General features: G+C 69.5%; 13 protein-coding genes. 7 read left to right on the top strand and 6 right to left on the bottom strand.

Translation table 11 applies throughout. The features are described 5' to 3' along the window. Positions 1 to 174 precede the first annotated feature (174 nt). Positions 175 to 942 (bottom strand): IclR family transcriptional regulator, encoded by a 768-nt coding sequence (locus DW307_RS02810; RefSeq protein WP_136023956.1) that lies wholly within the window; start codon positions 940 to 942, stop codon positions 175 to 177. Positions 943 to 1,090: 148 nt separating this feature from the next. Here DW307_RS02810 and hutH point away from each other — a divergent pair, with 148 nt between their 5' ends. The 3 genes from hutH to hutI are packed head-to-tail and all read left to right on the top strand — an operon-like array spanning position 1,091 to position 5,510. Continuing rightward, a complete protein-coding gene (gene hutH, locus DW307_RS02815; RefSeq protein ID WP_136023863.1) occupies positions 1,091 to 2,632 on the top strand; it encodes a histidine ammonia-lyase in 1,542 nt (513 codons plus the stop codon). After that, positions 2,625 to 4,334, top strand: coding sequence for a urocanate hydratase (gene hutU / locus DW307_RS02820; protein WP_136023864.1), 1,710 nt, complete (start codon positions 2,625 to 2,627; stop codon positions 4,332 to 4,334). The genes hutH and hutU overlap by 8 nt, the downstream gene beginning before the upstream one ends. Before the next feature lie 12 nt (positions 4,335 to 4,346). Continuing rightward, positions 4,347 to 5,510, top strand: coding sequence for an imidazolonepropionase (hutI, locus tag DW307_RS02825; protein WP_136023865.1), 1,164 nt, complete (start codon positions 4,347 to 4,349; stop codon positions 5,508 to 5,510). A gap of 54 nt (positions 5,511 to 5,564) precedes the next feature. Here hutI and DW307_RS02830 read toward each other — a convergent pair whose 3' ends face one another. Genes DW307_RS02830 through DW307_RS02845 form a run of 4 tightly spaced genes read right to left on the bottom strand, consistent with a single transcriptional unit; the run spans position 5,565 to position 10,640 of the window. After that, positions 5,565 to 7,430, bottom strand: coding sequence for a glycogen debranching N-terminal domain-containing protein (locus DW307_RS02830; protein ID WP_136023866.1), 1,866 nt, complete (start codon positions 7,428 to 7,430; stop codon positions 5,565 to 5,567). Further along, positions 7,427 to 8,269, bottom strand: coding sequence for a carbohydrate ABC transporter permease (locus DW307_RS02835; protein ID WP_136023867.1), 843 nt, complete (start codon positions 8,267 to 8,269; stop codon positions 7,427 to 7,429). The genes DW307_RS02830 and DW307_RS02835 overlap by 4 nt, the downstream gene beginning before the upstream one ends. Then, positions 8,266 to 9,387, bottom strand: coding sequence for a carbohydrate ABC transporter permease (locus DW307_RS02840; RefSeq protein WP_021198442.1), 1,122 nt, complete (start codon positions 9,385 to 9,387; stop codon positions 8,266 to 8,268). Before DW307_RS02840 ends, DW307_RS02835 begins: the two co-directional genes overlap by 4 nt. 2 nt (positions 9,388 to 9,389) lie before the next feature. After that, on the bottom strand, positions 9,390 to 10,640 hold the full coding sequence (locus DW307_RS02845; RefSeq protein ID WP_136023868.1) for a sugar ABC transporter substrate-binding protein: 1,251 nt from the start codon (positions 10,638 to 10,640) through the stop codon (positions 9,390 to 9,392). Between the two features lie 150 nt (positions 10,641 to 10,790). Between DW307_RS02845 and DW307_RS02850 the strand changes: the two genes are divergently transcribed. Continuing rightward, the gene (locus DW307_RS02850) at positions 10,791 to 11,795 is read left to right on the top strand and encodes a LacI family DNA-binding transcriptional regulator (RefSeq protein ID WP_136023869.1); all 1,005 of its coding nucleotides are present in this window, start codon (positions 10,791 to 10,793) and stop codon (positions 11,793 to 11,795) included. A 15-nt stretch (positions 11,796 to 11,810) separates the two neighbouring features. Here DW307_RS02850 and DW307_RS02855 read toward each other — a convergent pair whose 3' ends face one another. Then, the gene (locus tag DW307_RS02855; RefSeq protein ID WP_029260155.1) at positions 11,811 to 13,031 is read right to left on the bottom strand and encodes an MFS transporter; all 1,221 of its coding nucleotides are present in this window, start codon (positions 13,029 to 13,031) and stop codon (positions 11,811 to 11,813) included. An 82-nt stretch (positions 13,032 to 13,113) separates the two neighbouring features. On the opposite strand from DW307_RS02855, the gene DW307_RS02860 reads away from it, so the two are divergent. The 3 genes from DW307_RS02860 to DW307_RS02870 all read left to right on the top strand — a co-directional run bounded on the left by DW307_RS02860 (position 13,114) and on the right by DW307_RS02870 (position 14,668). Continuing rightward, a complete protein-coding gene (locus tag DW307_RS02860) occupies positions 13,114 to 13,413 on the top strand; it encodes an ArsR/SmtB family transcription factor (RefSeq protein WP_136023870.1) in 300 nt (99 codons plus the stop codon). 73 nt (positions 13,414 to 13,486) lie between these two features. Beyond that, positions 13,487 to 14,014, top strand: coding sequence for a hypothetical protein (locus DW307_RS02865; protein WP_136023871.1), 528 nt, complete (start codon positions 13,487 to 13,489; stop codon positions 14,012 to 14,014). A gap of 87 nt (positions 14,015 to 14,101) precedes the next feature. Beyond that, positions 14,102 to 14,668, top strand: a complete 567-nt coding sequence (locus DW307_RS02870; protein ID WP_029260152.1) for a TetR/AcrR family transcriptional regulator — start codon at positions 14,102 to 14,104, stop codon at positions 14,666 to 14,668. The last annotated feature ends 21 nt before the right edge of the window (positions 14,669 to 14,689 follow it).

A 14,689-nucleotide genomic window follows, 5' to 3' on the forward strand; every position in this document is an offset into this window, starting at 1 on the left:
GCCGATGGTACTGCAGGGGGGACCCTGTGGGAGAGTAGGACACCGCCGGACTCCTTTTAAACAAGAAAGCCACCCAATGCTGGGTGGCTTTCTTGCGTTGTGCTCGAGGAGAGCACGAAGAGCCATCCCTCGTGGGGTGGCTCTTCTGCGTTAACACGACCGTCGCAACGCAGTTCAACGCTTCAGGCGTGCCTCGAGCATGGCCGCGCACTCCTGCACAGCGGCAGCGAGCAGGTCCTCATCCAGATCCGCACGGCCCCACGTCACCGCCACCGCGGCAACCGGCCAGCCGGCAGCATCGAGAACCGCGGCGCCCACACTGCGCAGCCCGTCCGCGATCTCACTGTTCTCCGTCGCATATCCCCTCGTCCGCACATCGCGGAGCAGCTCGCGTAGTTCGCGCGGCGTGCGAGGTCCGAGACCCGTGCGATCGGGGAACGCCGAGACGTCCGGATAGAGCGCCCGCACCTGCTCGCGGGGGAGCGCCGCCAGCATCGCGCGGCCCGAAGCCGTGAGGTGCGCGGGAAGCCGCACACCCACATCCGTCACCAACGCCGGCCTCCGAGGTGCGCGTTCCTCGACGATGTACAGCACATCCCCACCGCTCATCACCGCCAGGTGCGCGCTCTCCCCCAACCGGTCCGAGAGCGCAGCCACCAGAGGACGGCCCCTTCGCGCCAAAGGCTGTTGGCGCGTGTAACCGCCGGCGAGCTCGAAAGCCGAGGTGCCGAGCCCCCAGCGTCTCTCCTCGCGCAGGTGCAGCACGAATCCGTGAGCGGCCAGGGTGGTGAGCAGGTGATAGACCGTGGACCGGGGCAGTTCGAGCTCGCGCGCGATCGCCGACGCCGCCACGGGCGCGGGCCGTCCGGCGAGATAGCTCAGGATGCGGAGCGTGTTCTCCGCCGCAGGCACCTGCGCGGTCGGCACTTCCGCCGCAGGCATCTGCGCGGTCGGCTGCTGCGCGGTCAGCGCTTCCACCGCCGGCACCCCCACCTCCGGCACCTGAGGGCTCTTCGCGTTGTCTGGGATCACAGACACAGCATCGCACGAACGGGTGTCCCCGGCCACACGTCGGGTGTGGAATCGAACCATGACTGAACTCGCCCCCGTGCTGGTCGGAGCGGCCCCGCTGTCTCCCGCCGATGTCGTCGCCGTCGTCCGTCGCAGCGCACCAGTGCAGCTCGACGCGGATGCGCTCGCGCGCGTCGCCGACACCCGTCGCGTGATCGACGGCCTCGCGGCGGACCCGAACCCGCACTACGGCGTCTCCACCGGGTTCGGCGCTCTCGCGACCACCTTCATCGCCCCCGACCGTCGCATGCAGCTGCAGGCCAGCCTGATCCGCTCGCACGCCGCGGGCACCGGGGCCGAGGTCGAGCGCGAGGTCGTGCGCGGACTCCAGCTCCTGCGGCTGCAGACCCTCGCCTCCGGCCGCACCGGCGTGCGTCCGGTCGTCGTCGAGACCTACGCCGCGCTGCTCAACGAGGGCATCACGCCTGTCGTCCGCGAGTACGGCTCGCTCGGCTGCTCCGGCGACCTCGCACCTCTCGCCCACATCGCCCTGGCTGCGATGGGGGAGGGAGAGGTCCGCGATGCATCCGGCGCACTGCTCCCCGCCACCGAGGCCCTCGCCGCCGCGGGCATCGAGCCGCTCACCCTCGTCGAGAAGGAGGGGCTCGCGCTCATCAACGGCACCGACGGCATGCTCGGCATGCTGGTGCTCGCACTCCACGACCTCGAGACGCTCCTGCTCACCGCCGACCTCGCCGCGGCGATGTCGGTCGAGTCGCAGCTCGGCACCGACGCGGTGTTCGCGGCTGACCTGATGGCGCTTCGTGCGCAGACGGGTCAGGCCGAATCCGCCGCCAACCTGCGCGGGTTCCTCGGCGACTCCCCGATGGTCGCGAGCCACAAGGGGCCGGACGACGGCCGGGTGCAGGATGCCTACTCACTGCGCTGCTCGCCCCAGGTGCACGGCGCCGCCCGCGACACCCTCGCCCATGCGACGCTGATCGCCGGACGCGAGCTCGCCAGCGTGATCGACAACCCCGTCATCACCCTCGACGGACGCATCGAGTCCAACGGCAACTTCCACGGCGCTCCGGTCGCGGCGGTCCTCGACTTCCTCGCGATCTCGGTCGCCGACGTCGCCTCGGTCTCCGAGCGTCGCACGGATCGCGCGCTGGATCCGGCCCGCAGCCACGGGCTTCCGCCCTTCCTCGCAGACGAGGTCGGCGTCGACTCCGGCCTCATGATCGCGCAGTACGCGGCCGCCGGGATCGTCTCCGAGCTCAAGCGCCTCGCGGTGCCGGCATCCGTCGACTCGATCCCCTCTTCCGCGATGCAGGAGGATCACGTCTCCATGGGATGGGCGGCCGCCCGCAAACTGCGCCGGGCGATCGACGGCCTCGGCCGCGTGCTCGCGATCGAGATCCTCACCGGCGCCCGCGCCCTCGACCTGCGCGCCCCGCTGCAGGCCGGACCCGCGACCGGAGCCGTGCGCGACCTGGTCCGCACCGTGGCCGACGGCCCCGGACCCGACCGCTTCCTCTCGCCGGAGATGGAAGCCGTCACCGCCCTCGTCCAGTCGGGCGACGTCGCCCGCATCGCAAAGGAGCACGCTCATGGCTGAGTCCACCGCATCCGACACCACCCCATCCGACACCACCGCATCCGGCGCTCCGGTCTCGGGACCCCGCGTCGTCCGGGCAGCCCGCGGCAACCAGCGCACCGCGAAGAGCTGGGGCGCGGAAGCCGCCAAGCGCATGCTGATGAACAACCTCGACCCCGAGGTGGCCGAGCACCCCGAAGACCTGGTGGTCTACGGCGGCACCGGCAAGGCCGCCCGCAGCTGGGACGCATACGACGCGATCGTGCGCACCCTCGACGAGATCGAGCCCGACGAGACCTTGCTGGTGCAGTCGGGCAAGCCGGTCGGCGTCTTCCGCACGCACGAGTGGGCACCGCGTGTACTCATCGCCAACTCGAACCTGGTCGGCGACTGGGCGACCTGGCCGGAGTTCCGCAAGCTCGAAGAGCTCGGCCTCATCATGTACGGGCAGATGACCGCCGGATCCTGGATCTACATCGGCACGCAGGGCATCCTGCAGGGCACCTACGAGACGTTCGCCGCCGTCGCCCGCTCGCTCGGCCGTGACTCGCTCCGTGGCACGCTCACCCTCACGGGCGGAGCCGGCGGGATGGGCGGTGCCCAGCCGCTGGCGGTGACCATGAACGACGGGGTGGTGCTGATCGTCGACGTCGACGAGTCGCGTCTCGTCCGTCGCGTGGAGCACGGCTACCTCGACGAGTACACGACCGACCTCGACGCGGCCGTCGCCCGCGTGGTCGCCGCCAAGGAGGCGGGCGACGCCCTCTCGGTCGGCGTGGTCGGCAACGCGGCCGAGGTGTTCCCCGAGCTGCGGCGTCGCGGTGTGCCGATCGACATCGTGACCGACCAGACAAGCGCCCACGACCCGCTCGCCTACCTCCCGCTCGGCATCGCCGTGGTGGACTGGAAGGCGGAAGCCGAGCGCGACCCCGAGGAGTTCACCCGCCGCTCGCGTGCGTCGATGGCCGCTCACGTCGAGGCGATGGTGGCGTTCCAGGATGCGGGGGCCGCGGTGTTCGACTACGGCAACTCGATCCGTGCCGAAGCGCAGCTGGGCGGTTTCGCCCGCGCGTTCGAGTTCCCCGGATTCGTGCCGGCGTACATCCGCCCGCAGTTCGAGGAAGGACGCGGACCGTTCCGCTGGGCAGCGCTCTCCGGCGACCCGGAAGACATCTACAAGACCGACCGCGCGATCGCCGAGCTCTTCCCCGAAGATGCCGCCCTGCACCGCTGGCTCGAGAAGGCCGGCGAGAAGGTGCACTTCGAGGGGCTGCCCGCCCGCATCTGCTGGCTCGGCTACAAGGAGCGCCACCTCGCCGGACTCAAGTTCAACGAGATGGTCGCGTCGGGCGAGCTGTCAGCTCCGATCGTGATCGGTCGCGACCACCTCGACTCCGGCTCGGTGGCATCGCCGTACCGCGAGACCGAGGCGATGAAGGACGGCTCCGACGCGATCGCCGACTGGCCGCTGCTGAACGCCCTGCTCAACACGGCCTCCGGCGCGTCGTGGGTGTCGCTGCACCACGGTGGCGGTGTCGGCATCGGCCGTTCCATCCACGCCGGTCAGGTCACCGTCGCCGACGGCACGGAACTCGCGGCCGAGAAGCTGGAGCGCGTGCTGACGAACGACCCGGGTACCGGCGTGATGCGTCACGTCGACGCCGGCTATGAGCACGCCCGCGAGGTCGCCCGCGAGCGCGGCCTCAAGGTCCCGATGCTCTGACAGGCTCAGGACATGGCAACGCTCATCACGAACATCGCGGAACTGACCACGAACGTCGCCGCCGGCGACGACATCACCGGCACCCTCACCGATGCCGCCGTGCTGATCGAGGGCGAGCGGATCGCCTGGGTCGGTGCCGCCGCAGAGGCGCCGGAAGCCGATGAGGTCGTGGACGCCGGGGAGCGTGCGATGATCCCCGGATTCGTCGACAGCCACAGCCACCTCGTCTTCGGGGGCGATCGTGCCTCCGAGTTCGAGGCGCGCATGGCGGGGCAGAAGTACGCCGCCGGCGGCATCCGCTCCACCGTCGCCGCCACCCGCGCCGCGAGCGATGACGAGCTGCGCGCACGTCTGCGGGGCTTCCTCGACGAGATGCTCGCACAGGGCACCACGACGGTCGAGATCAAGAGCGGCTACGGGCTGAGCGTCGCCGACGAGGAGCGCCTGGTGCGCCTGGCCGCCGAGGTGACGCCCGAGGTGACATTCCTCGGGGCGCACGTCGTCCCGGCGGAGTACGCCGACCGCGCCGACGCGTATGTCGATCTGGTCACGGGTCCCATGCTCGACGCCTGCGCTGCGCACGCGAAGTGGATCGACGTCTTCTGCGAGACCGGTGCGTTCACGGTGGCGCAGTCGCGGTGCGTGCTGGAGGCGGGCATCGCGCGCGGACTCGCGCCCCGCGTGCACGCGAGCCAGCTCGGCCCGGGCGAGGGCGTGCGTCTGGCCGTCGAGCTCGGCGCGGCATCCATCGACCACGGCACGTACCTGACGGATGCCGACATCGATGCCCTCGCCGGATCCGACACCGTGCTCACGCTGCTGCCGGGAGTCGAGTTCTCGACGCGGCAGCCGTATCCGAACGCTCGACGCCTGATCGACGCCGGAGTGACCGTGGCCCTGGCCTGCGACACCAACCCGGGGTCGAGCTTCACCTCGTCGATGCCGTTCTGCATCGCGGTGGCCGTGCGCGACATGGGGATGACCCCGGCCGAAGCCGTGTGGGCCGCGACGGCGGGCGGGGCGAAGGCACTGCGCCGCGACGACGTCGGCGTGATCGCGCCCGGTGCCAGGGCCGACCTCGTGCTGCTGGACGCACCGACGCGCATCCACCTCGCCTACCGTCCGGGAGTGCCGCTCGTGCGCACCGTCTGGAAGGACGGCCGGACGATCGGCTGAGGCCGAACCCCCGCCGGCCGCCCAACCGCCGAACGCTCAGCCGATCGACCCGCTTCAGCCCAGAGCCTGCGCGACGACCACCGCGGCTGCGGCCGACCATGCCTGCGGGCGGCAGGCCGCGGGATAGGGAAGGGGCGCGCCACCGGGAACGAGGGCATCGCCCGCGTGCAGCTCGGGAACGCGGTACTCGAAGCCCTCCGCGAGGTCGAGCAGCTGCTCGGCGACCATCCGCGCGTCGGTGTCGAGCCCGGCGCGCATCATGCCGTGCACGGCGATCGCGGTGTCATGTGCCCAGACGCTGCCGCCGTGATAGCTCAGCGGCCAGTAGCCGGCGGCTCCGGTCGACATCGTGCGGATGCCGTAGCCGCTCGACATGCTCGGTGCGGTCAGCAGCGCCGCACAGGCCTGTTCCTCCTCCGGGTCGAGGATGCCGGTGCCGATCAGGTGTCCGATGTTGCTCGTGAGGGTGTCGACAGGGGCGCCGTGCGCGTCGAGGGCGATGGCCGGGTAGCGGCCCTCGGGCGTGGTCACCCAGTACGCGGCGCGGAAGCGTGAGCGAAGATCTGCGGCCCACGTCCGGAGGTCGGCCGCACCGGGTTCACCGAACGTGTCGAGCAGGTCGGCACCACGGATGGCGGCTTCGTAGGCGTAGCCCTGCACCTCGCTCAGCGCGATGGGGCCCTCGGCCAGGCGCCCGTCGCGCCACTGGATCGAGTCGCCCGAGTCCTTCCACCCCTGGTTCGCGAGGCCGTGGCCCGACTCGTCCGCATAGTCGATGAAGCCGCTGCCCGACGCGTCGCCGTGCACCGTCATCCAGGTGAGCGCGGCCCGAAGAGCCGGGAGCAATGCCCGCACCTCGCGCTCGGACATCCCCTCGGCATGGGCGTCGGCGAGCAGGCAGACCCAGAGCGGAGTCGCGTCGACGGTGCCGTAGTACAGCGGCGGCAGATGCACGCCCTCGTTGGGCAGCGAGAGGGCGCCGCTCCGCAGTTCGTGCGCGATCTTGCCCGGAGCCTCGGCCGTCGACGCATCGTGCGCGGTGCCCTGCAGGCGCGCCAGCACGCGCAGGGTGGAGGCCGCCATGTCGGGGTCGATCGCGAGCGCGAGCCGCGCGGCCCAGAGCGAGTCCCGTCCGAACAGCGTGAAGAACCAGGGGGCTCCGGCGGCGTAGAACGCGTCCTCCGGGTGCGCGGGCAGGGCGAGGCGGAGCGCGGAGAGATCCGCGGCCGCCTGCTCCATCCATCGCGCCGCGCGCGAGTCGGCGGGAACGGTCGGCTGCGGCGCGCGCGACGGCAGCGCGGCGGTGACGACGAGGGAGGGGTCGTCGAGGTCAACCGCCCAGACCACGGCGGCAGAGCCTCGCGGTGGGACCACCACATCCCACCGCAGCACCAGGGCGTCTCCGTCCTCGGCCACCGTGGCCTCGGGGGCGGTGAGCGCGAACGACGCCTCTCCCGCGCGGCAGACGGATCCGTCCCAGGTCCAGGCCGCATCGGCGGCGAGCCCGGCCTTGACCTGCTGCATCGGCGCGAAGTCCGGGACCATGCGCACGGTGAGGGTCATCGGAACCGGGGTGCCGAGGTGCGACGCGACCGTGATCCGCTCGGAGAAGGCACCGGCGGCGACCCGCCGGTCGCGATCCATCCGCACCTTCGGATCGGCCGATTCGTCGTCGAGCCCGCGGAGCAGATCCGTCAGGAGCGCCTGCTGCGGCACCGGCGACGTGCATCCGATGGATTCGAGCGCGGTGCCGTCGACCGTGGTCTCGATGCTCCGGATGTGTCGCACGTCGCCGTGGTAGATGCCGTGGATCGGAGCGGTGCCCATGCGGCCGACATCGTCGGACCATGCCTGGGTCGGTGCCTCGAGCATGATCACGGCGTCGTCCAGCAGCGGCTGGAGGGGCGGGGTGGGGGTCATTCCTTGACGGCTCCTTCTGTGGAGTTCATGATGCGGCGCTGGAAGACGAAGAACATCACGGCGACGGGGATCGTCATGATGAGTGCGGCCGCCAGCTTGAGCGGGTACTGGGTGCCCTGGCTGAGTCCGCCGCTGGCCAGGGATGCGACGCCCTTGGTCAGGGTCGTCAGGGCGGGGTCGTTGGTGGACACGATGAAGTGGCTGAGCTCGTTCCAGGAGCCCTGGAACGACAGGATCACGATCGTCACGAGCGCCGGGGTCGCCATCGGCAGCACCACCGACCAGAACAGCCGGAACGTGCCGGCACCGTCGATGCGGGCCTGCTCCTCGACCGACTCGGGGATCGACTCGAAGAAGTTCTTCATGATGAACACCCCTGCCGCGTCGACGAGCAGCGGCAGGATCATCCCGGCATACGAGTTGAAGATGCCGAGCTGGTTGATCACGAGGAACTTGGGGATCAGCAGCACGACGGTCGGCACCGACATCACGGCGACCAGCGCGGCGAAGACGACACCCCGCCCGTGGAAGCGGAGTCGAGCCAGCGCGTACCCGGCGAGCGAGTTGAAGAACACGCGCCCGGCCGTGACGAAGATCGTCACGATCGCGCTGTTCACGAACCACGAGGGGAAGTCGGAGTTGCGGAACAGGCGCTCGTACGCGGCGAACGTCCACACGTCGGGGATGAGCGTGATCCCACTGGACGCGGCATCCTCATCGGTCTTGAAGCTCGTCGCGACCTGGATCAGGAAGGGATAGATGTAGATGACCGCGAGGATGATCAGCAGCGCGTAGAGCGCGATCTGCCAGGTCAGCTGCTTCGACGAGAGCCGCCTCATGACGAGGCTCCCTTCGACGAGGACGATGACGCGTACGAGGACGAGGACGCGTACGCGCGGATGCGACGCTTCGAGACCGGCCGATCACGCAGCACCCATCGCTGCAGGAGCGTGAAGATCACGATGATGACGAACAGGATGAACGCGATAGCCGCTCCCTGCCCCCACTCCTGGTTCTGGAACGCGGTCTGGTACGAGAGGTAGGCCGGGGTGAGCGTGGTCTTGCTCGGTGCTCCCCTGGTGCCCGTGTAGATCTGGTCGAACACCTGCCAGCAGCCGATGAGGCCGAGGGTGAGCACGGTGAACAGGGTCGGGCGCAGCTGGGGCAACGTGATGCGCCAGAACCGCTGCCAGCCGTTCGCGCCGTCCATCATGGCGGCCTCGTCGACGTCGGCGCCGAGGTTCTGAAGACCGGCGAGGAAGATGAGCATGAACGTTCCGGAGGTCGTGAAGATGGCCATCAGGATGTACGCGCTCATCGCGACAGAGGGGCCGGCGAGCCATTCCCACCACGACACTCCGAGCGTGCCGCCCTGGGTGAGGGCCGCGGGGCCGGCATCGACGCCGACCGTGCCGAGCGCCAGATGCAGGATGCCGCGTGGATCGTTGAACCAGTTGGGGCCGTTGATGCCGAACCAGGAGAGCACATCGTTGACGGCTCCGCTCGAGGTGAAGAGGAACATCCACAGCACGGTGATCGCGACGGTGCTGGTCACGGAGGGGAAGTAATAGGCGGTGCGGAAGAATCCCCGGCCACGGAGCATGGCGCGGTTCACGAGGATCGCGAGGAACAGTGCGAGCGCGGTCTGCAGCGGGACGACGAGCAGCACGTACCAGGCGTTGTTGCGCAGCGACGTGCCGAAATCCTTGGTCGCGAGACCGCCGTCGGTGAGGACGGCGGCGAAGTTGTCGGCGCCGACGAACGAGACCGAGCCGGAGAGGGGGCTGCCGCGACCGCCCCAGTCCGAGACGCTCACCCAGAGCGCCATGAGGACGGGGATGAGGAGGAAGACGCCGAGGATCACGATCACCGGCGCCGTGAACAGCCATCCGGCTGCCGCCTCGCCGCGGCGGAGCCCGGAGGCCCTGCCGCGGCGAGGCGCTGCCTTGATCGCCATGGCTACTTGACGACCGCTTCGAGGTTCGACTGGACGGAGTCGAGGATCGTCTTCGAGTCGGACGTCTTCAGCGACTCGAGCTGCGAGTTGAAGTCGGCGATGACGTCGGCGGTCCCGGCCTGGTTCGGCGGGAACTGCGCGTACTCCGCGCCCGCGAGGAACGGCTCCAGCTCGGGGTTCGCCGAGGTCCAGTCCGCGGCGGCGGACTTGATGGACGGCATCGGACCGAATGCCTTCGAGAAGGCGAGCTGGCTGTCGGCGCTCGTCAGGTACTCGACCAGGTCGAGGGCGGCCTGCTGGTTCGGGCTGTCGGCAGCCATGCCCCAGCAGTTCGTGAACTGCAGCGTGCCCTTGCCGCCGGCGCCCTCGGGAAGCTCGGCGACCGTGTACTGCAGGCTGCTGTAGTCGTTCGAGAGCGCTCCGGTGATCCAGTTGCCCTCGATCACCATGGCGGCGGACTGCTTGCCGAGCGCTTCGCCGCCCCATCCGGCCCCGACATCCTTGGCGTACGCGAACGTGCCGTCGACGAGGTGCGACTTCACGTAGTCCAAGGCCTCGACGTTGGCGGCATCGTCGGCGATGACCGTGCCGTCGTCGACGAGACCGCCGCCCGCCTGTGCCATGAAGACACCCACGCGCTGGTACTCGGCGCCGAAGGCGAGACCGACGTGATCCGCGGTCGTGAGCTTCTGCGCCACCGCGGCGAGGTCGTCCCAGGTCTTCGGGAGGTCGGCGTCGGTGAGACCGGCGTCGGTCCACATCTGCGTGTTGATGATGAGCGACAGGGTGGAGAAGTCCTTGGGCGCGCAGTAGAACGTGCCGTCGACCGTGAAGTTCTCGACGAGCGATGGGTAGAAGTCGTCCTTGTTGGCGAGTTCGTCGCCGTAGACCTTGAGCGATCCGTTGGCCGCGTAGCCCGAAGCCTGGTCGGCGGAGAGGTAGAACAGGTCGGCCGGGTCGCCGGCGGCGAAGCCCTGCGACAGCTCCTGGTCGAGGTTGGTCGCGGTCTGCACCTTCGCCTTGATGCCGGATTCGGCCGACCAGGCGTCGACGGCGGACTGCACAGCGGCTGTCTCGGCGTCACCGGACGAGCCGATCAGGACGGTGAGCGCGTCGTCGGAAGAGGTGAGCCCCTCGTCGTCCGCCTTCTGGTCGTCCCCGGCGAAACCGGAGCCGCAGCCGGTGAGCACGAGCGCGCTGGTGAGCAGCACCGCCCCGGTACCGAAGACTGCGCGAGTGGTGTGCCGTGTCATGGTCTCTCTCCTTTGATGAGTCACTGCGGGCGACGGCCTCGGGAGGACCGTGCGGGTTCGTCGCAGAAATTTGAACGATCAAACTCTGCGTGGAATAGGCTAAGCGGGAGTCGCGGGAAGTGTCAACCCGGGCGTGAACGAGGAGGTGCGATGGCGAAGGCGCCGACCGTCGAAGACGTCGCCGAGCGCGCGGGCGTCTCCCGGCAGACGGTCTCGAACGTGCTCAACACTCCCGACATCGTCCGCCCGGCGACCAGGGAACGCGTCATCGCGGCGATCCACGAGCTCGGCTATCGACGTCACGCGGCTGCGCGACAGCTGCGGTTGCGGCGCAGCTCGACGATCGGCATCCGCCTCGATCCGTACCTCGGCGGGATCTCCGGCGTCGTCCTCGACCGCTTCGTGCACGCGATCACCGAGCGCGCGAGCGAGCGGGGGATGCGGATGCTCGTCTATGCCGCACGCACGCGGGAAGAAGAAATCCAGAGACTGTCGGAGCTCTGGGAGGGGTCGGAGATCGATGCTGCGATCATCACCGGCACTTCGCGCGACGATCCGCGCGTGCGCAGCCTCGATCAGGACGGGCTGCCTTTCATCTCGTTCGGTCGGCCGTGGGGGGAGGACGACATCGCCGACCCGCGCCACCTCTGGGTCGATGTCGACGGCGCCGCGGGAACGCACGCCGCGACCGAGCACGCGCTGACCCGCGGCAGCAGCGTCGCGTTCCTCGGATGGCCGACGGGATCGGGCACGGGTGACGACCGGGAGCGCGGCTGGCGCGAGGCGATGGCCGCGGCCGGAGTCCAGGGTGCGCGGTTGACGGCGGAGGAGGGGGTTCCGTTCGCCCGCACCGTCGTCGATGCGGCGCTCGCCGCGGGGCCGGCACCGGATGCCCTGGTGTGCGCCAGCGACTCGCTCGCCGTGGGCGCGCTGCTGGCGGTCGCCGCCGCGGGGCTCTCGCTGCCGGTGATCGGCTTCGACAACACGCCGACCGCCGAGGCGCTGGGCTTCTCGAGCGTCGAGCAGCGTCCGGAGGACGTGGCGACGGCGGTCCTCGAACTCCTCATGGGTCCGACGGGCGAGATCGTCGCCCCGCGCACCCTGCAGGCGGGGTCGGCACACGCACTGATCACCCCCGAGCTCGTCGTGCGCTGAGCGGCGCCCGTGCGTCTATGCCGCGCGGCGCATACGCAGCGTGAAAGCGATCCCGGCCAGTGCGATCACGACGATCCCGTACCCCACGCACACCGTTTCGAGGCCGACGATCCCGACCAGCGAGCCGGCGATCACGGCCGGCACCCCGAACGCGAGGTACGCCAGCAGGTAGATCACGGCGAACGTGTCGGCGCGCTGCGTCGCCGGGATACGCGGTGCCAGCGACGCCACGACGCCGGAGAACGCCGTGCCGAATCCCATGCCCGTCACAGCGGCCGCGACGAGGTAGAACGGCAGCGATCCGAGGCCGAGCGCGATCAGGGACAGCAGGGTTCCGACCGCCAGGGCCGATGTGCCGAACAGCACCATCGACCGGGCCGCGATCTTCCGGAGCGTGAACGCCGTCACGGCCCCGACCCCGGCGAGCAGAACGACGCCGAGGCCCTGCCAGACGTGGGCCTCGCCGCCGAGTTCGCCGCGCACGATGTTCGCGCCCAGCGACAGGAACAGCCCGCCCGTCGCCCACCCTGCGATCACGGCCGGAGCGCCCCGCCAGAAGTCGGCGCGGATCGCGGACGGGATCGACAGGCGGAAGCTCAGCGACGCCCACACTCCTGGCGTGCGGGGCGCGGTCTCCGGGACGAGGAAGAACAGGGCGGCGAGCACGATGTAGGCCGAACTTAGTGGAGCGAACACGTCGAGCAGGGCCTCGCCGCTGACGTCGAGCATCACCCCCGAGGCGAGTGCGCCGAGCGCGAGGCCGATCCCCGGGCTGAGCGCGTTCCACAGGGCGGCGATCCCGGCCCGTCCACCGGGGGCGAAGTCGAGGACCGTGGCGGACAGCGCCGAGATGAGCAGACCGCTCGCGATGCCTTGCAGGATGCGGGCCAGGAACAGCATGGCCACAGCGTCCGCATGCCAGAACAGGAACATGCTTCCGGCGAGGAGCAGGAACCCCACGATCGCGACCGGTCGACGACCGACATGATCCGAGAGGGAGCCGGCGGTGAGCAGGGTGAGCAGCAGCGCCACCGCGTAGACGGCGAACACGGCGCTGATGACGATCGCGTCGAAGCCGATCTCCTGCGCGAGCACCGGGTAGAACGGCGAGGGAGCGCTCGCACCGACCATCATCAGGATCTGCGCGACGATCGCCAGGACGAATCCGAACCGCGTCCGCGGCCGAGGCGGTGCGGTCGGCTGCGGGACGGCGACGATCGGCTCGGTCGTGGTCATGGCGTCTCCTCGTAAGGTTCGAGAATCATCGAACTATCGGAGCGTACTCGCCATCCGTCGATTGTTCAACTATTCTCGAACTATGCCTGGCGATCTTCCCCATCCGGAGCGCTCCGAGATCCAGCTCACCGACGTGCTCTTCGCGCTCAGCGACCCCGAGCGTCTCGCGATCACGCGCCAGCTGGCCGACGGCCCCCTCGACATGGCCGCCTGTCACTCCACCGACCCGAATCTCCCGAAGTCGACCAAGTCGCACTTCATGAAGGTGCTGCGCGAAGCCGGCGTCATCCGCAACGAGCCGAACGGACGCCGGCGGATGCTGACGCTGCGACGCGACGACCTCGACGCGCTCTTTCCCGGGCTGCTCGACTCGGTGCTGTAGGCCTCGCGGATCCCGCCATCACGTTTGAGATACGTTCGCGGTCGTCGCGTGTGCAGGCGGATAATGTGCCTTCATGAAAACTCGGCACGTCGCTGCGGTGCTGCTCGTCACGCCACTGCTTGCGCTCACGGCGTGCACCCCGGGCGCAACCGGAACTCTCGGTCTGCTCCGGCAGGAGGATGGCTCCCTCGAAGTGCTCGTGCGCCTCTGTCACGGGTCTGTCGATCTTCTCAACCTGCAGGCCATCAACTCGTTCCCTCCGGACTCCGAGCTCGGATCTCAGCCCGACGACAACGGGTGGCAAAACGTCAAGACCAGGGAATACCCGATGCCCGCGCCGATCGTGGGGGATGCCGAACTCGCCATGCCGTTTCGGGAGAGAACCCTCGGCTCGGATGTGCTCTTCCTCTTGACGGCCTACGGAGACGACGGAGAGAACGCGGTCTCGGGCCAGTTCGGAGCGAGTGAGCTGGCGGACGTGCAGCCCGGCGAGGTGTTCACGCCCATCGGGATGTTCGCATCCGACATCTGGGATTCGTCCGACGACCCGATCGTGAGTCGCGAGGAGTTCGAGCGTTTCGCCGACGACTTCTGTTCGTGACGGTCGGCGCGGGGAGGGGCGACGCCGTTTTCGCGCCTGAGCTCTCAGCGCTTGCCCTCCAGGGAGAGTGAGTGTACAGTCACTCATATGTCCACCACGCGCAGTTCGATCCTCTCCACGGCAGACGCCCGCAAGCCCCTCGTGGCCGCGGCGGCGCTGGCGGCGTTCGCACGCGGCGGGTATCACGGCACCACCGTCGCCGACGTCGCGCGCGAGGCCAAGATCTCGCCGGCTTACGTCTTCAAGCTGTACTCCGGCAAGGAGGCACTGTTCGTCGTCGCGCTGGAAGCGTGCTTCGACGCGATCGTCGCCGCCCTGGAAGAGGGGGCGGACGCAGCGAGTAATGCGTCGCCCGAGGGGGTCCTCGACGCGATGGGGGATGCGTACGCGCACCTCATCTCCGACCGGACGCTGCTCATGCTGCAGGTGCACGCGCAGTCGGTGGCCGAGATCCCCGCGATCGGCGAGGCGCTTCGAGCCGGGCTCGAGCGCGTCACGACATTCGCGAAGACTCGTTCGCGAGCAGACGACGATGATGTGCAGCGGTTCATCGCCTATGGGCAGCTCTGCCACCTGATCGTCACCACCCAGCTCGACGGGCGCCCCGGGGAATGGGTCGCCCTACTCACGAAGGGGATCACGCACCCCGGCTGATCCCTCCCCGGAGTGGGCCCT

Source organism: Microbacterium sp. K27 (assembly GCF_004794435.1).
Taxonomy (GTDB): Bacteria; Actinomycetota; Actinomycetes; order Actinomycetales; family Microbacteriaceae; genus Microbacterium; species Microbacterium maritypicum_A.

Bases quoted from the DNA above. Each gene is read 5' to 3' on its own strand.
- DW307_RS02840 (WP_021198442.1), bottom strand. From the start codon at position 9,387: ATGGCGATCAAGGCAGCGCCTCGCCGCGGCAGGGCCTCCGGGCTCCGC.
- DW307_RS02835 (WP_136023867.1), bottom strand. From the start codon at position 8,269: ATGAGGCGGCTCTCGTCGAAGCAGCTGACCTGGCAGATCGCGCTCTAC.
- DW307_RS02845 (WP_136023868.1), bottom strand. From the start codon at position 10,640: ATGACACGGCACACCACTCGCGCAGTCTTCGGTACCGGGGCGGTGCTG.
- DW307_RS02855 (WP_029260155.1), bottom strand. From the start codon at position 13,031: ATGACCACGACCGAGCCGATCGTCGCCGTCCCGCAGCCGACCGCACCG.
- DW307_RS02850 (WP_136023869.1), top strand. From the start codon at position 10,791: ATGGCGAAGGCGCCGACCGTCGAAGACGTCGCCGAGCGCGCGGGCGTC.
- DW307_RS02830 (WP_136023866.1), bottom strand. From the start codon at position 7,430: ATGACCCCCACCCCGCCCCTCCAGCCGCTGCTGGACGACGCCGTGATC.
- hutI (WP_136023865.1), top strand. From the start codon at position 4,347: ATGGCAACGCTCATCACGAACATCGCGGAACTGACCACGAACGTCGCC.
- DW307_RS02870 (WP_029260152.1), top strand. From the start codon at position 14,102: ATGTCCACCACGCGCAGTTCGATCCTCTCCACGGCAGACGCCCGCAAG.
- hutU (WP_136023864.1), top strand. From the start codon at position 2,625: ATGGCTGAGTCCACCGCATCCGACACCACCCCATCCGACACCACCGCA.
- DW307_RS02860 (WP_136023870.1), top strand. From the start codon at position 13,114: ATGCCTGGCGATCTTCCCCATCCGGAGCGCTCCGAGATCCAGCTCACC.
- DW307_RS02810 (WP_136023956.1), bottom strand. From the start codon at position 942: ATGCCTGCGGCGGAAGTGCCGACCGCGCAGGTGCCTGCGGCGGAGAAC.
- DW307_RS02865 (WP_136023871.1), top strand. From the start codon at position 13,487: ATGAAAACTCGGCACGTCGCTGCGGTGCTGCTCGTCACGCCACTGCTT.
- hutH (WP_136023863.1), top strand. From the start codon at position 1,091: ATGACTGAACTCGCCCCCGTGCTGGTCGGAGCGGCCCCGCTGTCTCCC.